This is a genomic window from Burkholderia sp. AW49-1 (assembly GCF_053427845.1).
Window position 1 is genome coordinate 20,242 of the sequence record NZ_JBSAXF010000023.1, and the last position, 19,193, is coordinate 39,434.

The 19,193-nt window shown below is 66.2% G+C and carries 14 protein-coding genes and 1 pseudogene; 8 read left to right on the top strand and 7 right to left on the bottom strand.

Annotated elements, in window-relative coordinates; all coding sequences use genetic code 11:
* The first annotated feature begins 46 nt into the window (after positions 1-46).
* Positions 47-2,275, top strand: coding sequence for an NADP-dependent isocitrate dehydrogenase (locus tag ACV22W_RS26180; protein WP_448022463.1), 2,229 nt, complete (start codon positions 47-49; stop codon positions 2,273-2,275).
* Between the two features lie 128 nt (positions 2,276-2,403).
* Here the strand turns inward: ACV22W_RS26180 and ACV22W_RS26185 are convergent, their stop codons facing one another.
* On the bottom strand, positions 2,404-2,628 hold the full coding sequence (locus ACV22W_RS26185; RefSeq protein WP_006490888.1) for a hypothetical protein: 225 nt from the start codon (positions 2,626-2,628) through the stop codon (positions 2,404-2,406).
* Between the two features lie 704 nt (positions 2,629-3,332).
* Between ACV22W_RS26185 and ACV22W_RS26190 the strand changes: the two genes are divergently transcribed.
* Positions 3,333-4,931: a multicopper oxidase family protein gene (locus tag ACV22W_RS26190; protein ID WP_448022464.1), complete on the top strand. Its 1,599-nt coding sequence runs from the start codon at positions 3,333-3,335 to the stop codon at positions 4,929-4,931.
* 179 nt (positions 4,932-5,110) lie between these two features.
* Here ACV22W_RS26190 and ACV22W_RS26195 read toward each other — a convergent pair whose 3' ends face one another.
* Positions 5,111-5,314 (bottom strand): cold-shock protein, encoded by a 204-nt coding sequence (locus ACV22W_RS26195; protein ID WP_004196460.1) that lies wholly within the window; start codon positions 5,312-5,314, stop codon positions 5,111-5,113.
* A 547-nt stretch (positions 5,315-5,861) separates the two neighbouring features.
* On the opposite strand from ACV22W_RS26195, the gene clpS reads away from it, so the two are divergent.
* The 4 genes and pseudogenes from clpS (at position 5,862) to ACV22W_RS26215 (ending at position 10,868) form a co-directional block, all read left to right on the top strand.
* The gene (clpS, locus tag ACV22W_RS26200; RefSeq protein WP_006398529.1) at positions 5,862-6,176 is read left to right on the top strand and encodes an ATP-dependent Clp protease adapter ClpS; all 315 of its coding nucleotides are present in this window, start codon (positions 5,862-5,864) and stop codon (positions 6,174-6,176) included.
* Positions 6,173-8,473: an ATP-dependent Clp protease ATP-binding subunit ClpA gene (gene clpA, locus ACV22W_RS26205; RefSeq protein WP_124621538.1), complete on the top strand. Its 2,301-nt coding sequence runs from the start codon at positions 6,173-6,175 to the stop codon at positions 8,471-8,473. Before clpS ends, clpA begins: the two co-directional genes overlap by 4 nt.
* 103 nt (positions 8,474-8,576) lie before the next feature.
* Complete coding sequence (locus tag ACV22W_RS26210; RefSeq protein ID WP_448022465.1) at positions 8,577-9,956, top strand: amino acid permease; 1,380 nt, start codon at positions 8,577-8,579, stop codon at positions 9,954-9,956.
* Between the two features lie 140 nt (positions 9,957-10,096).
* Positions 10,097-10,868, top strand: a pseudogene (locus ACV22W_RS26215) (COG4705 family protein).
* 55 nt (positions 10,869-10,923) lie between these two features.
* Here the strand turns inward: ACV22W_RS26215 and dut are convergent.
* The 5 genes from dut to ACV22W_RS26240 all read right to left on the bottom strand — a co-directional run bounded on the left by dut (position 10,924) and on the right by ACV22W_RS26240 (position 17,140).
* Positions 10,924-11,370 carry a dUTP diphosphatase gene (dut, locus tag ACV22W_RS26220; RefSeq protein ID WP_448022466.1) on the bottom strand — a complete coding sequence of 149 codons (447 nt, stop codon included), beginning with the start codon at positions 11,368-11,370 and terminating at the stop codon, positions 10,924-10,926.
* A 55-nt stretch (positions 11,371-11,425) separates the two neighbouring features.
* On the bottom strand, positions 11,426-12,637 hold the full coding sequence (gene coaBC, locus ACV22W_RS26225) for a bifunctional phosphopantothenoylcysteine decarboxylase/phosphopantothenate--cysteine ligase CoaBC (RefSeq protein WP_448022467.1): 1,212 nt from the start codon (positions 12,635-12,637) through the stop codon (positions 11,426-11,428).
* A 67-nt stretch (positions 12,638-12,704) separates the two neighbouring features.
* The gene (gene lspA / locus ACV22W_RS26230; protein ID WP_059527727.1) at positions 12,705-13,205 is read right to left on the bottom strand and encodes a signal peptidase II; all 501 of its coding nucleotides are present in this window, start codon (positions 13,203-13,205) and stop codon (positions 12,705-12,707) included.
* A gap of 2 nt (positions 13,206-13,207) precedes the next feature.
* Positions 13,208-16,045 carry an isoleucine--tRNA ligase gene (ileS, locus tag ACV22W_RS26235; RefSeq protein ID WP_448022468.1) on the bottom strand — a complete coding sequence of 946 codons (2,838 nt, stop codon included), beginning with the start codon at positions 16,043-16,045 and terminating at the stop codon, positions 13,208-13,210.
* Between the two features lie 102 nt (positions 16,046-16,147).
* Positions 16,148-17,140 (bottom strand): bifunctional riboflavin kinase/FAD synthetase, encoded by a 993-nt coding sequence (locus ACV22W_RS26240; protein ID WP_059527721.1) that lies wholly within the window; start codon positions 17,138-17,140, stop codon positions 16,148-16,150.
* A 122-nt stretch (positions 17,141-17,262) separates the two neighbouring features.
* Between ACV22W_RS26240 and purN the strand changes: the two genes are divergently transcribed.
* Positions 17,263-17,925 (top strand): phosphoribosylglycinamide formyltransferase, encoded by a 663-nt coding sequence (gene purN, locus ACV22W_RS26245; RefSeq protein ID WP_448022469.1) that lies wholly within the window; start codon positions 17,263-17,265, stop codon positions 17,923-17,925.
* Complete coding sequence (locus ACV22W_RS26250; protein WP_223964995.1) at positions 17,922-19,184, top strand: RsmB/NOP family class I SAM-dependent RNA methyltransferase; 1,263 nt, start codon at positions 17,922-17,924, stop codon at positions 19,182-19,184. The genes purN and ACV22W_RS26250 overlap by 4 nt, the downstream gene beginning before the upstream one ends.
* Positions 19,185-19,193 lie beyond the last annotated feature (9 nt).

A 19,193-nucleotide genomic window follows, 5' to 3' on the forward strand; every position in this document is an offset into this window, starting at 1 on the left:
GTCGGCGCTCCTCAGTCCCAAATTTTCACGTAGCAACGCATCGACCATGTCCACTTCGCCCAAGATCATCTACACGCTCACCGACGAAGCGCCGGCGCTCGCGACCTATTCGCTGCTGCCGATCGTCAAGGCCTTCACGCGCTCGTCGGGCGTCGCCGTCGAAACGCGCGACATCTCGCTCGCTGGCCGCATCATCGCGGCATTCGCCGACATCCTGCCGCCGGAGCAGAAGGGTTCCGACGATCTGGCCGAACTGGGCCAGCTCACGCTGAAGCCGGAAGCGAACATCATCAAGCTGCCGAACATCAGCGCATCGGTGCCGCAACTCAAGGCCGCGATCGCCGAACTGCAGGCGCAAGGCTACAAGCTGCCGGCATACCCGGAAGAGCCGTCGACCGACGAAGAGAAGGCCGTCAAGGCCCGCTACGACAAGATCAAGGGCAGCGCGGTGAACCCGGTGCTGCGCGAAGGCAACTCCGACCGTCGCGCGCCGCTGTCGGTCAAGAACTACGCACGCAAGCACCCGCACAAGATGGGCGCATGGAAGGCGACGTCGAAGGCGCACGTCGCGCACATGAGCGAAGGCGACTTCTACGGCAGCGAGAAGTCGGCGCTGATCGCCGATGCCGGCAGCGTGAAGATCGAACTCACGACGGCCGACGGCGTGAAGAGGGTGCTGAAGGAAAAGACGGCCGTGAAGGCCGGTGAAGTCATCGATGCATCGGTGATGAGCCGCAAGGCGCTGCGCAGCTTCATCGAAGCGCAGATCGCCGACGCGAAGGCACAGGACGTGCTGTTCTCGGTGCACCTGAAGGCGACCATGATGAAGGTCTCGGACCCGATCCTGTTCGGTCACTTCGTGTCGGTGTTCTACCGCGACGCGCTCGCGAAGCACGCGGACGTGCTGGCGCAGGCCGGCTTCAACCCGAACAACGGCATCGGCGACCTGTACGCGCGCCTGAAGGACCTGCCGGCCGACACGCGCGAAGCGATCGAAGCCGACATCAAGGCCGAATACGCAGCGCGTCCGCGCCTCGCGATGGTCAACTCGGACAAGGGCATCACGAACCTGCACGTGCCGAGCGACGTGATCGTCGACGCATCGATGCCGGCGATGATCCGCGAGTCGGGCTGCATGTGGGGCCCGGACGGCGAACTGTACGACGCGAAGGCCGTGATTCCGGACCGCTGCTACGCGGGTGTCTACCAGGCCGTGATCGAGGACTGCAAGCAGCACGGCGCATTCGACCCGGTCACGATGGGCAGCGTGCCGAACGTCGGCCTGATGGCACAGGCGGCCGAGGAATACGGTTCGCACGACAAGACGTTCCAGATCCCGGCCGACGGTGTCGTGCGCGTCACGGACGAAGCCGGCAACGTGCTGCTCGAGCACGCGGTCGAGTCGGGCGACATCTGGCGCATGTGCCAGACGAAGGACGCTCCGGTGCAGGACTGGGTCAAGCTCGCGGTGAACCGCGCCCGCGCGACCGGCGCGCCGGCCGTGTTCTGGCTCGATCCGGCACGTGCGCACGACGCGCAGATCATCGCGAAGGTCGAACGCTACCTGAAGGATCACGACACGAACGGCCTCGACATCCGCATCATGACGCCGGAAGACGCCACGCGCTTCTCGCTCGAGCGCATCCGCGCCGGCAAGGACACGATCTCGGTCACGGGCAACGTGCTGCGCGACTACCTGACCGACCTGTTCCCGATCATGGAACTCGGCACCAGCGCGAAGATGCTGTCGATCGTGCCGCTGATGGCCGGCGGCGGGATGTTCGAAACGGGCGCGGGCGGCTCGGCACCGAAGCACGTGCAGCAGTTCGTCGAGGAAGGCTTCCTGCGCTGGGATTCGCTCGGCGAATTCCTCGCACTGGCTGCGTCGCTCGAACACCTCGGCAACGCGTACCAGAACCCGAAGGCGCTCGTGCTCGCGAAGACACTCGACCAGGCGACCGGCAAGTTCCTGGACGAGAACAAATCGCCGGCGCGCAAGGTCGGCGGTCTCGACAACCGCGGCAGCCACTTCTATCTGTGCCTCTACTGGGCGCAGGCGCTGGCCGAGCAGACCGAGGACGCTGCGCTGAAGGCGCAGTTCGAAGGTGTTGCGAAGGCGCTGTCCGACAGCGAAACGCGCATCCTGGAAGAACTGTCGGCGGCGCAGGGCAATGCGCAGGCAATCGGCGGCTACTATCGTCCGAACGTCGAGCTGACGAGCCGGGCGATGCGCCCGAGCGCAACGCTGAACGGCATCGTCGACGCGGTCGCCTGACGCAGGCCGCGCTCCCGCGCGCGCCACGGCAGCGGCGGCAGCCGATGCGCTGGCCTGGCGGCTCGCCGTTCCGCCGAACATGAAAACGCCCCGGTCACCCGGGGCGTTTTTCGTTGCCGGCATGCCATTCAGACGTGGACGATTTCCCACTCGGCGATTTCGTGCGGCACTTCGAGCGTGGCCGTATCCAGTTCGGACAGTTGCTCGCAGTCGCCGCGGGAGATGTGGTCGGCCGCCACTTCCGGGCACGAGAACGCGCCGAGCAGGGCGTTGCCGAACGTCGCTTCCCAGCCGCCGTTACCCGGCAGGATGTAGAACGACCCGAGCGCTGAACCAAAGCGAAATCCCTTCATTTCCGTTCTCCCTTTCTGATCACAAGCGATTCTGTTGTGCCGCCCGCCGGTTCGTCCGGCTGTGGCCCGACTGGCTGCTTGCGCCGGATTCAGTATCGAACGTCTTGGCGAAGCGTCAGTGCATGGAACAAAGTCTACGTCCGGGGCCGCGCCCGATGGTGCGCGTAGAGCGCTTTCTCGAAACAAAAATTCGGTAGTAAAAACAGTGGCTTATTTCGCGTGTTTTGTATTGCGGAACGTTTTTTGGCATCGCGAAACAGCAAATTTGTGCCGTGCACCACGAATTTTTATAACGCAGGGACTTGTTCCGCATCGTGAAAAATCAGTGGGTTCGTGCACGGGTGGCGCCCGGCACGCCGATCGCGGGACGAGCGGCACGGGCGAATCGTCTCGACGGGACGTGGCGAAAGCGGGCGGCGAAGGCCGCCCGTCGGTGACGATTGCGGTGAATGCGGTGAGGTGCCGCAGCATCCGGCGACGATCGAAAACGCTCGACGATCCCGGTCCGGTCCGGTCCGTTCGTCCGAGCGGCCGCGCGCTGCGTCGTATCGACGCTCGCTCGCCGTCGCCGCGCCTCGGCCGGGGGCTGCGGTTATGATGACGCGGGCATCAGGATTCGCGTCGCGCACGAGCGCGTCTCCGTGCCAGCCGGCGCGAGTGTCACGACGGCCGCGCGACGCAGCACGAATAACGAGGAACGATTGATGATACGGAGAACCTTCCTGTCGCACGCCATCGGCGTCGCGGCCGCATCGCTGTTTGCGCGCACCGCCTGGGCGCAGCATGCCGGGCATACGGGCATGGCCGGCATGGATCAGATGGACGGCATGCCGGGCATGTCAGGGATGGCGGACCAAGCGCAGCACGCGAAGCGGGCGCCGGCCGCGCTCGCGGCCGCCGATGCGCTGCCAGCCGGCGCGCCGCTCGCATCGCTGCGCACGCTTGCGAACGAAAGCCGCGAGCCCGGCACGTTCCGTGCGACGCTGGTCGCCCAGCCGGCCGCGCGTCCGATGTTGCATGGTGCGCGTCCGACGACGTTCTGGCAGTTCGGCGCGGGCACGCAAGGGCCGGTGGTCGGCCCGCTGATCGACGTGCGCGAGGGCGACACGGTCGAAATCCGCTTCGTGAACAAGCTGCCGCAGCCATCGACGATCCACTGGCACGGCCTGCCGGTGCCGCCGGACCAGGACGGCAACCCGTCCGATCCGGTCGCGCCGGGCGGGTCGCGCGTGTATCGCTTCACGCTGCCGAAGGGGAGCGCCGGCACATACTGGTATCACCCACATCCACACATGATGACCGCCGAGCAGGTGTTCCGCGGACTGGCGGGCCCGTTCGTCGTGCGTGCCGCGGACGATCCGCTCGCCGGCTGGCCCGAGCGCAACCTGTTCGTGTCCGACCTGAAGCTCGCGCGCGACGGCACGATTCCGCCGAACGACATGATGGACTGGATGAACGGCCGCGAAGGCCAGTTCGTGCTGGTCAACGGTGCGCGCCGGCCGCGGATCGACGTCGCCGGCGACGAGCGCTGGCGCGTGTGGAACGCGTGCAGCGCGCGCTACCTGCGCGTTGCGTTCGACGACGGCCGAGCGTTCGAGCAGGTCGGCACCGACGGCGGGTTGTTCGATGCACCGCGCCGCGTGACGTCGCTGCTGCTCGCGCCGGGCGAGCGCGCGGAACTGCTGGTGCGCGCGGGCGATCGCGCGTCACGCACGGTGCTGCAGGCGGCCGAATACGACCGCCGCAAGATGGCAATGTCGCACGACGGCGGCCACGGCAGTCTGCCGCCCGATCCGGCTCTGCCGCTCGCCGACGTCGCGTTCGCGCCGGCCGCCGCCCGTGCGCTGCCGGCCACGCTGCGCGCGGTGCCGGCCCTCGGCGAACCGGTCGCGCACAAGGAAGTCGCGTTCGGCGAGGAGATGGACATGGATGCGATGATGAACAGCCCGGCGCATGGCCGCCCGGCCGGGATGCGCTTCACGATCAACGGCGCGACCTACGCGCCGCACCGTGCGACGCTGACGAGCCGCCGCGGCGAGGTCGAACGCTGGGCGATTCGCAACGCCACCGACATGGACCACCCGTTCCATTTGCACGGCACGCAATTCCAGGTGATCGAGCGCGCATCGAACGGCACGCGCACGAGCGAACCGTTCCGCGCGTGGCGCGACACCGTGAACGTGCGCAGCGGCGAGACCGTGACGATACTCGTCATGCAGGACATGCCCGGCGAGCGCATGTTTCATTGCCATATTCTCGAACACGAGGATCTCGGCATGATGGGCACGCTGAACGTCGTGTAACGAGTATTGAATATGTTTCACGCGTATGACGGCATTCGATCTGCGCGTGCGACAAGACAATACGTGTTCAATTATCGGGATTGAACGAAAAGGCCGGCCAATCGAATTAACGCGTGGCCGGCCTGAAAAAAAAGAAACCCGGCGCAATGCCGGGTTTCTTCGTCTGATATCCGGTGCCTTTACGCGGCCTGGATGTTCGACGCTTGCTTGCCCTTCGGCCCTTGAACGACCTCGAAGCTCACCTTCTGGCCTTCCTTCAGGGTCTTGAAGCCCTGCATGTTGATGGCCGAGAAGTGCGCAAACAGATCTTCACCGCCCTCGTCGGGAGTGATGAAACCGAAGCCCTTCGCGTCGTTGAACCACTTAACGATACCAGTTGCCATTTTCCTACTTCCCCTGTCACACAGTCGCTGCTACTTACCACGAGCACGCTCGAAAAGCTAAACGACCGGAAAATACAGCCGTTCCCCCCTCACAAGCTCACCTTCGGCCTCTTTCATTTCGCCAACCGACGAGTTGAAAAAAGTGCCAGCTTGATTGTTGGCGCTCTTTATTTGAGTGTCAAGCGGAATTTTTAGACGGTTAGAGGGCCGTTGTAAAGAACCCATTTTCAGGGTTTTTCCGGCTTTGCTTTGCAGCATGCCGCCGAGCGCGCGGACTTGAAAAGTCGCATAATCGGCTCATATACCAGGCTCGAGTGACACGCGATCGAGTCGTCCCGGCTTGTGGGATACTGGATGCGGATGCGACGTCCGGTGCGGTTTCCCCCTGACGGTTCGTGTTCCGCGCCACGCGTGAAAGCCGGCACCGCAGCCGGCTTTCGTATGGCACGAAGACGATCGCGAGTCGTCGGGAACCAGGGAGGGCGCCGGCCGGTCGGTCGGGTAATGGCAGGATTGCGGGCCTGTCCGAGTTGTTTAGAATGGGTGTATGGCGATTATCCCGGACAAGCAGGACAGCACCGTCCTGGAACGCAAGCAGCAGAAGCTCAAGCCGCCTTCGATGTACAAGGTGGTGCTGCTGAACGACGACTTCACGCCGATGGAGTTCGTCGTGATGGTCGTACAGGAGTATTTCAAGAAGGATCGCGAGACGGCCACGCAGATCATGCTGAAGGTCCATCGCGAAGGGCGAGGGGTTTGTGGGGTCTATACGCGGGACATCGCGTCGACCAAGGTTGAGCAAGTCGTTACCCATGCGCGGCAGGCCGGGCATCCGCTGCAGTGCGTGATGGAGGAAGCATGATTGCCCAGGAATTGGAAGTCAGCCTGCACATGGCGTTCATGGAAGCACGCCAGGCGCGCCATGAGTTCATTACGGTCGAGCATCTGCTGCTGGCCCTGCTGGATAATCCGACGGCAGCCGAAGTGTTGCGCGCGTGTGCGGCCAACATCGAGGACTTGCGTCAGAACCTGCGCAATTTCATCCACGACAACACACCTACCGTCCCGGGCACCGACGATGTCGATACCCAGCCGACGCTCGGTTTCCAGCGCGTGATCCAGCGCGCGATCATGCACGTCCAGTCCACGTCGAACGGCAAGAAGGAAGTCACCGGCGCGAACGTGCTGGTCGCGATCTTCGGCGAGAAGGACTCGCACGCCGTCTATTACCTGCAGCAGCAGGGCGTCACGCGTCTGGACGTGGTGAACTTCATTTCGCATGGCATCGCGAAGACGAACGGCGGCGAGGCCGCGAAGTCGACCGACGCGAACGCCGAAAGCGAAGATGCGAACGCGCAGAAGGAAACGCCGCTCGCGCAGTTCACGCAGAACCTGAACCAGATGGCGAAGGACGGCCGCATCGACCCGCTGATCGGCCGCGAGCCGGAAGTCGAGCGCGTCGTGCAGGTGCTGTGCCGCCGCCGCAAGAACAATCCGCTGCTCGTCGGCGAAGCCGGCGTCGGCAAGACCGCGATCGCCGAAGGGCTCGCGTATCGCATCACGCGCGGCGAAGTGCCCGACATCCTCGCGAACGCGCAGGTGTATTCGCTCGACATGGGTGCGCTGCTCGCGGGCACCAAGTATCGCGGCGACTTCGAGCAGCGTCTGAAGACGGTGCTGAAGGAACTGAAGGAACGGCCGCACGCGATCCTGTTCATCGACGAAATTCACACGCTGATCGGCGCGGGTGCCGCTTCGGGCGGCACGCTCGACGCATCGAACCTGCTGAAGCCGGCGCTGTCGTCGGGCACGCTCAAGTGCATCGGCGCGACCACGTTCACCGAATATCGCGGCATCTTCGAAAAGGACGCGGCGCTGTCGCGGCGCTTCCAGAAGGTCGACGTGACGGAGCCGACCGTCGAGCAGACGGTCGCGATCCTGCGCGGGCTGAAGTCGCGCTTCGAGGAGCATCACGGCGTCAAGTATTCGTCGGGTGCGCTGTCGGCCGCGGCCGAGTTGTCGGCACGCTTCATCACCGACCGTCACCTGCCGGACAAGGCGATCGACGTGATCGACGAAGCGGGCGCCGCGCAGCGCATCCTGCCGAAGTCGAAGCAGAAGAAGACGATCGGCAAGAGCGAGATCGAGGAAATCATCTCGAAGATCGCGCGCGTGCCGGCGCAGAGCGTGTCGCAGGACGATCGCAGCAAGCTGCAAACGCTCGATCGCGACCTGAAGAGCGTCGTGTTCGGCCAGGATCCGGCGATCGACGCACTCGCTGCGTCGATCAAGATGGCGCGCGCGGGTCTCGGCAAGATGGACAAGCCGATCGGCGCGTTCCTGTTCTCCGGCCCGACGGGCGTCGGCAAGACCGAAGTGGCGCGCCAGCTCGCGTTCACGCTCGGCATCGAGCTGATCCGCTTCGACATGTCGGAATACATGGAGCGTCACGCGGTGAGCCGCCTGATCGGCGCGCCGCCGGGCTACGTCGGGTTCGACCAGGGCGGCCTCCTGACGGAAGCCGTCACGAAGAAGCCGCACTGCGTGCTGCTGCTCGATGAAATCGAGAAGGCGCATCCGGATATCTTCAACGTGCTGCTGCAGGTGATGGATCACGGCACGCTGACGGACAACAACGGCCGCAAGGCGGATTTCCGCAACGTCATCATCATCATGACGACGAACGCGGGCGCCGAGTCGATGCAGAAGGCGACGATCGGCTTCACGACGCGCCGCGAGACGGGCGACGAGATGACCGACATCAAGCGCCTGTTCACGCCGGAGTTCCGCAACCGTCTGGATGCGATCATCAGCTTCCGCTCGCTCGATGAGGAAATCATCATGCGCGTGGTCGACAAGTTCCTGATCCAGCTCGAGGAGCAATTGCACGAGAAGAAGGTCGACGCGCTCTTCACCGACGCGTTGCGCAAGCATCTCGCGAAGCACGGCTTCGACCCGCTGATGGGCGCGCGGCCGATGCAGCGGCTGATCCAGGACACGATCCGTCGCGCGCTGGCCGATGAACTGCTGTTCGGCAAGCTCGTCAATGGTGGTCACGTGACGGTCGACGTCGACGAAAACGACAAGGTGCAGTTGTCGTTCGACAAGCTGGCGAATCCGCCGCACAAGCCGAACGAAGAGACGGTCGAAGTCGAGTAAGCGATAATTCGTTGTTCATGCGAACGGCGCGGGAAGTTTTCCGCGCCGTTTCGCTTTGTCTGGCGCCGGTGGCGCGATGGTGGTGCAGGGGAGTGGTAACGCGGTGACACAACAACAACGGTCGTTCGACAACATCGTCGCGCGCGAACAAGGGTTGCGCCATGCGCTGACGTCGGGGCAGATGGCGATGATCGCGATCGGCGGCGCGATCGGCACGGGGCTGTTCCTCGGCAGCGGGTTCGCGATCGGGCTCGCGGGCCCGAGCGTGCTGGTTTCGTACGCGATCGGCGCGCTGATCGCGCTGCTGCTGATGGGCGCGCTCGCGGAAATGACGGTCGCGCATCCGACGGCCGGCTCGTTCGGTGCGTACGCTGAGCATTATGTCGGCCCGCTCGCGGGCTTTCTCGTGCGCTATGCGTACTGGTTCGCGGTCGTGTTCGCGATCGGCACCGAGATCAGCGCGATCGCCGTCTTCATGAAGTACTGGTTCCCGGCCGTGCCCGGCTGGTACTGGGTGATCGGCTTCTCTGCGTTGCTGATCGCGGTGAACCTCGCGAGCGTCACGCTGTACGGGTCGGTCGAATACGCGTTTTCGTTGCTGAAGATCGCGGCGATCGTCGTGTTCATCGTGCTCGGCGCGTATCTCGTGTGGTCGGCGCCGGCGGCTTCGGGCATCGGCTTCGCGAACTACACCGCGCACGACGGCTTCATGCCGAAAGGGCCGTGGGGCACTTGGGTCGCGGTGATCGTCGCGATCTTCAGCTACATGAGCATCGAGGCGGTCGCGATCGCGGCCGGCGAGGCGCGTGATCCGCAGCATGCGGTCACGCGCGCGTTCCGCTCGACGGTATTCCGGCTCGTGCTGTTCTACCTGCTCACGCTGTCGCTGATGCTCGCGATCGTGCCCTGGACGCAAGCCGGCACCAACGAAAGCCCGTTCGTGAAGGTGATGGCTGCAACGCACGTGCCGTATGCGGCCGGCGTGATCAACTTCGTGTTGCTGATCGCGGCGCTGTCGGCGATGAACAGCCAGCTCTACGTGACGACGCGGATGATGTTCAGCCTGTCGCGCGCGCGGCTCGCGCCGGCCGTGTTCGGCCGGCTCGGCAACAACGGCGTGCCGCGTGCGGCGCTGTGGATCTCGACCAGCGGCGTCGCGGTTGCGGCCGTGCTGGTCGCGCTGTCGCCGGATACCGCGTTCACCGTGATGATGGCGATCGCGATGTTCGGCGCGCTGTTCACGTGGCTGATGATTTTCGTTACGCACCTGCGGTTTCGCGCGCAGTATCGCGGCCCCGCGCTCGCGTTCCGGATGTGGGGGCACCCGTTCGGCAGCCTGCTCGGTGCGGGGCTCGTCGGCGCGATCCTGCTCACGACCGCGTTCACGCGCGAATTCAGGATGACGATGGTGGTCGGCGTCGTGTTCGCCGTGCTGCTCACGCTTGCGTACGCACTGCACTATCGGCACCAGCACGCGCGTTGACGCGTGGCGTCGCGCACCGCCGGCTACACGGTGCTGCCACGCCGCTAAGGTCCCGTTAAGCCGGGGGCGACTACATTCGAACCTGTCCGCGACCCGGGCTGGCGCACGCCGGCCCGCCGCTCTCTGCAAAAAAGGTTCGAATGAACAAGCTTCCCGAAATCACACTCGCGTTCTGGATCATGAAGATCTGCGCGACGACGCTCGGCGAGACCGGCGGTGACTTGCTGTCGATGACGCTGAACGTCGGCTATGCGGTGAGTTCGATCCTGCTGTTCGGTTTCTTTCTCGTGACGCTGGGCGCACAGCTCCGAACGACGCAGTATCGCCCGGCGATCTACTGGGCGGTGATCGTCGCGACGAGCACCGCCGGCACGACGATGTCCGATTTCATGGACCGGACGCTCGGCCTCGGCTACGCCGCCGGCTCGTCGATTCTCGTCGCGATCCTGCTGGCGATCTTCACGGTATGGCGCCGGAGCGGCGAATCGCTGTCGGTCGACCTGATCCGCACGCGCAAGGTCGAACTGCTGTACTGGATCGCCATCCTGTTCTCGAACACGCTCGGCACCGCGCTCGGCGATTTTCTCGCGGACAGCTCGGGCCTCGGCTTCGGCGGCGGCGCGCTGCTGATCGGCGGGCTGCTCACTCTGATCGTTCTGGCCCACTATTTCACGCGCATGTCAGGCGTGCTGCTGTTCTGGGCCGCATTCGTGCTCACGCGCCCGTTCGGGGCGACGGTCGGCGACCTGCTGACGAAACCGGCTGCCAAGGGTGGGGCTCGCGCTCGGCACCGTCGGATCGTCGGCGGTGCTGCTCGGCGTACTCGTCGCGATGGTGATCTACGCAAGCATCGTGCAGGCACGGCGACGCGAGCTCGTGCCCGCGCGGATCGCGCAGACGGCCGATCGGTGAACGGTCACGGAAAAAGGAAAGGGCCGCGAGGCCCCGTTTTTTTGCATGGCGTCGTTCAGTGTCGGCCGGTGCTGCCGAAGCCGCCTTCGCCGCGATCGCTTTGCGCGAAGTCGTCGACGATGTTGAATTGCGCCTGCACGACCGGCACGATCACGAGCTGCGCGAGCCGCTCGAACGGGTTCAGCACGAACTCGGTCTGGCCGCGGTTCCACGTCGAGATCATCAGCTGACCCTGGTAGTCGGAATCGATCAGGCCGACGAGGTTGCCGAGCACGATGCCATGCTTGTGGCCGAGGCCCGAGCGCGGCAGGATCAGCGCCGCGTAGCCGGGATCCGCGAGGTGGATCGCGAGGCCGGTCGGCACGAGCGTCGTTTCGCCAGGCTGCAGCGTGACGGGCGCGTCGATGCACGCGCGCAGGTCGAGGCCCGCGCTGCCGGTGGTGGCGTAGGCGGGCAGGTAGTCGCGCATGCGCGCGTCGAGAATCTTCAGATCGAGTTTCATGCGGTCGTCGAATCGGTCGGGAAGGGCGCGGCGGCGCGGGCCGCCGCGCGGGTGATCAGATCAGGCGGTTGTCCGGCAGGCGCTTCGCGATTTCCGCGACGAGCACGTGCGCGAGTTCGTCCTTCGGGGCGCGCGGCAGGCGCGTGAGGCCGGCCGCCTCGAACAGCACGACTTCGTTGTCGTCGCGGCCGAACGTCAGCGGGCCGAGATTGCCGACCAGGAGCGGCACGTTCTTGCGCTTGCGCTTCTCGTCGCCGTGCACGTCGAGGTCGCCGCTTTCGGCCGCGAACCCGACGCAATACGGCGGATCGGGCAGCGCCGCGACCGACGCGAGGATGTCCGGGTTCTCGACGAACGCGAGCGCCGGCATCTTGCGGTCGGCCGTCTTCTTCATCTTGTGCTCGGCCGGATGATCGACGCGCCAGTCGGCGACCGCGGCCACCGCGATGAAGATGTCGGCGTCGGACACGGCTTGCATCACCGCGTCGTACATCTGCTGTGCCGTCTGCACGTCCTGGCGGTATACGCCCCACGGCGTGTCGAGCGCAACCGGCCCCGCGACGAGATGCACGTCGGCGCCGGCCTGCTGCGCGGCGCGCGCGAGCGCGAAGCCCATCTTGCCGCTCGAGCGGTTCGTGAGGCCGCGCACCGGATCGAGCGGCTCGAACGTCGGGCCGGCCGTGATCAGCACGCGACGGTGCGCGAGCACCTTCGGCGCGAAGTGCGCGACGATCGCTTCATAGATCGCCTCGGGTTCGAGCATGCGGCCGTCGCCGACTTCGCCGCACGCCTGCGCGCCCGAATCGGGGCCGAGCACCGACACGCCGTCGGCGCGCAGTTGCGCGGCGTTGCGCTGCGTGGCCGGGTTCTGCCACATCTGGCGGTTCATCGCAGGCACGACGAGCAGCGGGCAGTCGCGCGCGATGCACAGCGTCGACAGCAGGTCGTCAGCGAACCCGTGCGCGAGCTTCGCGAGGAAATCCGTCGATGCGGGCGCGATCACGATCGCGTCGGCTTCGCGCGACAGGTCGATGTGCGCCATGTTGTTGTCGATGCGCGCATCCCACTGGCTCGTGTAGACGGGCCGGCCGGACAGTGCCTGCATCGTCACGGGCGTGATGAACTGCGTGGCGGCTTCGGTCATCGCGACCTGCACGGTCGCGCCCGCCTTCGTCAGCAGCCGGGTGAGCTCGGCGATCTTGTAGCAGGCGATGCCGCCCGTCAGGCCGAGAACGAGGTGTTTTCCTGCGAGTTCTGCGTGTGCCAACTCAGGCCTCCAAGGGTCAAACGGAACGGCCGGCGCGAAGCCGGCCGTCGACACCGAGTATGCGCGCTCAGCGCGAGCCGCGCACGCGACGCAGTTCGTCGTAGATCAGCAGCACCGCACCGATCGTGATCGCGGAATCGGCGAGGTTGAACGCCGGGAAGTGCCAAGCGCCGAGATGGAAATCGAGAAAGTCGATCACGTGGCCGTAGATCAGCCGGTCGATCACGTTGCCGAGCGCGCCGCCGAGGATCAGCGCGAGCGACAGGCTGAACAGCCGCTGCTGGCCGTGACGGCGCAGCAGGAAGCAGATCACGAGCGTCGCGCCGATGCCGAGCGCGGTGAACGCCCAGCGCTGCCAGCCGCTCGCGGTCGACAGGAAGCCGAACGCGGCGCCGCGGTTGTATACCAGCACGAGGTTGAAGAACGACGTCAGCGCATGCTGCGCGCCGTACGCGAACGTTTTCAGGATCGCGATCTTCGACAGCTGGTCGAACAGAATCACGATCAGCGAAATGCCGAGCCAGGGCGCGAGCGCGCCGCTGGCCGGTTTCGACACAGTCTTCGCCATATTCAAGCAGCGCTCCGGTTTTCGCCGTTTTCAAACAGGTTGGAGAAGCAGCGGCCGCACAGCGTCGGATGATCGGCGTGCGCGCCGACGTCCTCGCGGTAGTGCCAGCAGCGTTCGCACTTCTGGTACTTCGACGCCGCGACGTCGACGCTTTCCTGCGCTTCGTCGTCGACCTTCACGACCGTTGCCGCCGACGTGATCAGCACGAACTTCAGGTCTTCGCCGAGGCTCGTGAGTGCGTCGTAGCGCGCGCCGCTCGCATGCACGGCCACTTCCGCCTGCAGCGACGAACCGATGCGGTTCGCGGTGCGTGCTTCCTCGAGCGCCTTGGTCACGTTGCCGCGTACGTCGCGCAGCAGTGCCCACTTCTCGATCAGCGCGGGCGCGCCGGCGACTTCCGGATACGCGTAGTAGGTTTCCGTGAACACGGTGTCACTGGCCGGCTGGAACACCTTCCACGCTTCTTCCGCGGTGAACGACAGGAACGGCGCGAGCACGCGCAGCAGACCGTGCGTCAGGTGGTACAGCGCGGTCTGCGCGGAGCGGCGCGCGTGCGAATCGGGTGCGCTCGTGTACAGACGGTCCTTCAGCACGTCGAGGTAGAAGCCGCCGAGGTCTTCCGAGCAGTACGTCTGCAGCTTCGCGACGACCGGGTGGAACTCGTACTTCTCGTAGTGGCCGAGCAGTTCCGTCTGCAGTTGCGCGGAGAACGCGACCGCGTAGCGGTCGATCTCGAGCCATTCGCCGACCGGCACCGCGTGCTGCGCATAGTCGAAGTCCGACAGGTTCGCGAGGAGGAAGCGCAACGTGTTGCGGATGCGGCGATAGCCTTCGGTCACGCGCTTCAGGATTTCCTCGGAGATCGCGAGCTCGCCCGAATAGTCGGTCGACGCGATCCACAGGCGGATGATTTCCGCGCCGAGACGGTTCGCGACTTCATGCGGGTCGATGCCGTTGCCGAGCGACTTGCTCATCTTGCGGCCTTCGCCGTCGACCGTGAAGCCATGCGTGAGCAGGCCCTTGTACGGTGCGCGGCCGTCGATCATCGACGCGGTCAGCAACGACGAGTGGAACCAGCCGCGGTGCTGGTCCGAGCCTTCGAGGTACAGGTCGGCCGGGAACTGCAGCTGATCCTTGTGCGAGCCGCGCAGCACGTGCCAGTGCGTCGTGCCCGAATCGAACCACACGTCGAGCGTGTCGCGGTTCTTTTCGTACAGGTTCGCGTCGTCGCCGATCAGCTCGCGCGGGTCGAGCGTCTGCCATGCCTCGATACCCGACTGCTCGACGCGTTTCGCGACTTCCTCGAGCAGCTCGAGCGTGCGCGGGTGCAGCTCGCCGGTTTCCTTGTGCACGAAGAACGCCATCGGCACGCCCCATTGGCGCTGGCGCGACAGCGTCCAGTCGGGACGGTTCGCGATCATGCTGAACAGCCGCTGCTTGCCCCACGACGGGTAGAACGCGGTCGCCTCGACGCCTTCGAGCGCGGTTTCGCGCAGCGTCTTGCCATCGTCGCGCGGCGTGACGTCCATGCCGGCGAACCACTGCGAAGTCGCGCGGTAGATGATCGGCGTCTTGTGGCGCCAGCAGTGCATGTAGCTGTGCGTGTACTTCTCGCTGCGCAGCAGCGAGCCGGCCGCGTTCAGCGCGTCGACGATCTTCGGGTTCGCGTCCCAGATCGACAGGCCGCCGAACAGCGGCAGCGATTCGATGTAGCGACCGTCGCCCATCACCGGGTTGATGAAGTCCGAATCGGTCATCCCGTGCGCCTTGCACGACTGGAAGTCCTCGATGCCGTAGGCCGGCGACGAGTGCACGACGCCGGTACCCGTGTCGGTCGTCACGTAGTCGCCGAGGTAGACGGGCGCGGTGCGCTTGTAGCCGGGGTGGGCCGATGCGAGCGGGTGGTGGAAGCGCAGGTTCGCGAGTTTCACGCCGGGCGCGGTCGCGACGACGCGGCCCGTCAGCTTGAAGTCGGTCATGCAGGCTTCGACGCGTTCTTCCGCGATGATCAGCAGCCCGCGCTCGGTGTCGACCAGCGCGTAGACGATTTCCGGATGGAGGTTCAGCGCTTGGTTGGCGGGGATCGTCCACGGCGTGGTGGTCCAGATCACGATGCCGCCCTCGGCGCGCGGCAGCGCCGGCAGGCCGAACGCCTGCGCGGTCTTTTCCGGTTCCGCGAACGCGAACATCACGTCGATCGTCGGGTCGGTGCGGTCCTTGTACTCGACTTCCGCCTCGGCGAGTGCCGAGCCGCAGTCGAAGCACCAGTTCACCGGCTTCAGCCCGCGATACACGTAGCCCTTCTCGATGATCTTGCCGAGCGCGCGGATCTCTTCCGCCTCGTTGACGAAGTTCATCGTCTTGTACGGGTTCGACCAGTCGCCGAGCACGCCGAGGCGCTTGAAGCCGACCTTCTGCTTCTCGATCTGCTCGGTCGCGTACGCGCGCGCCTTGCTCATCACTTCGGCCGCCGGCAGCGACTTGCCGAACTGCTTCTCGATCTGGATCTCGATCGGCATCCCGTGGCAATCCCAGCCCGGCACGTACGGCGCGTCGAAGCCGGCCATGTTGCGCGACTTCACGACGATGTCCTTCAGGATCTTGTTGACCGCGTGACCGAGGTGGATGTCGCCGTTCGCATACGGGGGGCCGTCGTGCAGGATGAACTTCGGCCGGCCCTGGCTGGCCGCGCGGATCTTGTCGTAGATCCCGCGCTCTTCCCATTCCTTGACCCACTGCGGTTCGCGCTTGGGCAGGTCGCCGCGCATCGGGAACGGCGTGTCGAGCAGGTTGACCGGATACTTGGCCTGCGGTTTCGAATCGGCTTTCTTGTTGCTCATGATGGGATCGCTATCTAAATCGGGGGACGCTCGTGCGTCGTGAATCGGGGATGCGCGCGTGTCGGCGGCGCGAAGGTGCGGCGCGGGGCGCCGCCGGCCGGATCAGCTAATTCGGTCGGTCGCCGATGTCGCGAAGCCGGTCGCGCGGCTGCCCGGCGCGCGGTCGCGCTCGATGAAGTACGCGCGCGCGTTCGCGACGTCCAGCGCGATCGCGCGCGACAGCGCCTCGAGATCGTCGAACTTCGCCTCGTCGCGCAGCTTCTTCAGGAATTCGACGCGGATGAGCTTGCCGTACGCGTCGCCGTGCCAGTCGAGCAGGTGGACTTCGAGCAGCACGCGGCCGGAATCGTCGACGGTCGGGCGCAGCCCGAGGCTCGCGACGCCCGGCAGCGGGGCGGGGCCCAGGCCGTGCACCTGCACGACGAAGATGCCCGCGAGCGCCGGCCGCTTGTGTGCAATCGGCAGGTTCAGGGTCGGGAAGCCGAGGTCGCGGCCGAGCTTCAGCCCGTGCGCGACGTGGCCGCTGATCGCGTAGCCGTGGCCGAGCGCCTGCGCGGCCGCGTCGAGATCGCCCGCGGCGAGCGCCGCGCGCACGCCCGAGCTGGAGATGCGCGTGCCGTCGCTGCCGGCGACCGTGCCCATCTGCTCGACCTCGAAGCCGTACTGCTCGCCGGCCGCCTTCAGCGTGTCGAAGGTGCCCGCGCGCTTCGCGCCGTAACAGAAGTCGTCGCCCACCATCATCCAGCGCGTGTGCAGCCCGCCGACCAGCGTGCGTTCGACGAACGCCTGCGGCGACTGGCTCGCGAAGGTATGGTTGAAGTGCTCGACGACGACGCGGTCGACGCCGTGTTCGCGCAGCGCTTCCAGCTTGTCGCGCAGCATCGCGATGCGCGGCGGCGCGCCGGCCGGGTTGAAGAATTCGCGCGGATGCGGCTCGAAGGTCATCACGCACACGGGCAGGCCGCGCGCGTCCGCTGCCGCGCGCACGCGCGCGAGCAGGGCCTGGTGGCCGCGATGGACACCGTCGAAGTTGCCGATCGTCAGCGCGCACGGCGCGCGGCTCTCGGCGTTGGGCAGGCCGCGGAAGACTTTCACGATAGCGGATGCAGCGTCGGGGAATGGGCGGTGGAATGCCGCAAAGCAGAAGATTATAAACGTTCGGGCGGCCCGGCGGCCGAGAAGGGGGGAAACGCGGGGGCGAATGGTAAAATTCGCGGATGAAAAAACTCGTGATCCTGATTTCCGGTCGCGGCAGCAACATGGAGGCCATCGTCCGCGCGTGCGCGCAGGAGCGCTGGCCGGCCGAGGTCGCCGCCGTGATCGCCAACCGGCCCGACGCGGCCGGCCTGGCTTTTGCCGCGTCGCACGGGGTGGCGACCGCTGTGGTCGACCACCGGTCGTTCGACAGCCGCGACAGCTTCGACGCCGCGCTCGCCACCGAGATCGACCGCTTCGCGCCCGATCTCGTCGTGCTCGCCGGCTTCATGCGCATCCTCACGCCCGATTTCGTCAGACGATATGAAGGCCGGCTGCTGAACATCCACCCGTCGCTGCTGCCGAGCTTCAAGGGCATCCACACGCACCAGCAGGCGCTGGATGCCGGCGTCGCGCTGCATGGCGCGAGCGTGCATTTCGTGATTCCCGAACTCGACAGCGGCGCGATCGTCGCGCAGGGCGCGGTGCCCGTGCGCGCCGGCGACGACGCGGCCGCGCTCGCGCAGCGCGTGCTGACGGTCGAGCACGTGCTGTATCCGCGTGCGGTGCGCTGGTTCGTCGAGGGGCGCCTGCGCCTCGAGAACGGCCGGGCAGTGGTGGCGCCGGAAGAGGCGCGCTGGATTTTCGCGGATCAACCGCATACCGAAACGAGCGAGGGCGTATGAAGCTGCACGGATTCCTGATTGGCCAGACCGAGACCTTGCTGGCCGAGGTGCTGAAGTTCACCGGCCCCGCCGACGCGACCACGAGCCGGTTCTTTCGCGCGCACCCGAAGCTCGGCCATGCCGAGCGTGGCGTGATCGCCGAGGCGGTGTTCGCGGTGCTGCGCCGGAAGATGGAGTTTTCGCACCTGGCCGAGAGCGGCACGGGCAGCCCCGCGCGGCGCCTGACGCTGCTCGGCCTGATGCAGACGCTCGGCCGCAATGCGCTCAAGCCGTTCGTGTCCGACACCGAGGCCGCGTGGCTCGAGCACGTGTCGAAGATCGATCCGGCGAGCCTGCCGGTGCGCGTGCGCACGAACCTGCCGGACTGGATCTACCAGGCGCTGTCGGCCCGTTTCGACGCCGAGGAGCTCGCGCAGCTCGCCGCGGCGCTGAACTACCCGGCGCCGCTGGACCTGCGCGCCAACGCGCAGAAGGCGACGCGCGAACAGGTGATCGACGCGCTGCGCGCGAACGGTATCGACGCGGGCGAGACGCCGTTCGCGCCGCAGGGCGTGCGCGTCGTCGGCAAGCCGGCGCTCACGCGCCTGAAGCTGTTCGAGGAAGGCCAGATCGAGGTGCAGGACGAGGGCAGCCAGCTGCTGTGCTCGCTGGTCGCGCCGCGCCGCGGCGAGATGGTCGTCGATTTCTGCGCGGGCGCCGGCGGCAAGACGCTCGCGCTCGGCGCGATGATGCGCTCGACGGGGCGCCTGTATGCGTTCGACGTGTCGGAAAAGCGCCTCACGAAGCTGAAGCCGCGCCTCGCACGTAGCGGGCTGTCGAACGTGAATCCGGTGCTGATCGACAGCGAGCACGACGCGAAGATCAAGCGGCTCGCCGGCAAGATCGACCGCGTGCTGGTCGACGCGCCGTGCAGCGGCCTCGGCACGCTGCGCCGCAACCCCGATCTCAAGTGGCGCCAGACGCGCACGTCGATCGAGGAGCTCACGCCGAAGCAGGCGTCGATCCTCGCGAGCGCCGCGCGTCTCGTGAAGAAGGGCGGCCGGCTCGTATATGCGACCTGCAGCGTGCTCGACGCGGAGAACGAAGCGATCGTCGAGCAGTTCCTGGCCGACCATCCGGACTTCGTGCTGGTGCCCGCGCAGAAGGTGCTGGCCGACCAGCGCATCGCGCTCGAGACCGGCGACTACCTGTCGCTGTGGCCGCACCGCCATGCGACCGACGGCTTCTTCGCCGCGGTCCTCGAACGGCGCGCTCAGTAACGGCAGCCC

Excerpts from the sequence above, each read along its gene's own strand:
- ACV22W_RS26180 (WP_448022463.1), top strand. The coding sequence starts at position 47 with ATGTCCACTTCGCCCAAGATCATCTACACGCTCACCGACGAAGCGCCG.
- ACV22W_RS26185 (WP_006490888.1), bottom strand. The coding sequence starts at position 2,628 with ATGAAGGGATTTCGCTTTGGTTCAGCGCTCGGGTCGTTCTACATCCTG.
- ACV22W_RS26190 (WP_448022464.1), top strand. The coding sequence starts at position 3,333 with ATGATACGGAGAACCTTCCTGTCGCACGCCATCGGCGTCGCGGCCGCA.
- ACV22W_RS26195 (WP_004196460.1), bottom strand. The coding sequence starts at position 5,314 with ATGGCAACTGGTATCGTTAAGTGGTTCAACGACGCGAAGGGCTTCGGT.
- clpS (WP_006398529.1), top strand. The coding sequence starts at position 5,862 with ATGGCGATTATCCCGGACAAGCAGGACAGCACCGTCCTGGAACGCAAG.
- clpA (WP_124621538.1), top strand. The coding sequence starts at position 6,173 with ATGATTGCCCAGGAATTGGAAGTCAGCCTGCACATGGCGTTCATGGAA.
- dut (WP_448022466.1), bottom strand. The coding sequence starts at position 11,370 with ATGAAACTCGATCTGAAGATTCTCGACGCGCGCATGCGCGACTACCTG.
- lspA (WP_059527727.1), bottom strand. The coding sequence starts at position 13,205 with ATGGCGAAGACTGTGTCGAAACCGGCCAGCGGCGCGCTCGCGCCCTGG.
- ileS (WP_448022468.1), bottom strand. The coding sequence starts at position 16,045 with ATGAGCAACAAGAAAGCCGATTCGAAACCGCAGGCCAAGTATCCGGTC.
- purN (WP_448022469.1), top strand. The coding sequence starts at position 17,263 with ATGAAAAAACTCGTGATCCTGATTTCCGGTCGCGGCAGCAACATGGAG.
- ACV22W_RS26250 (WP_223964995.1), top strand. The coding sequence starts at position 17,922 with ATGAAGCTGCACGGATTCCTGATTGGCCAGACCGAGACCTTGCTGGCC.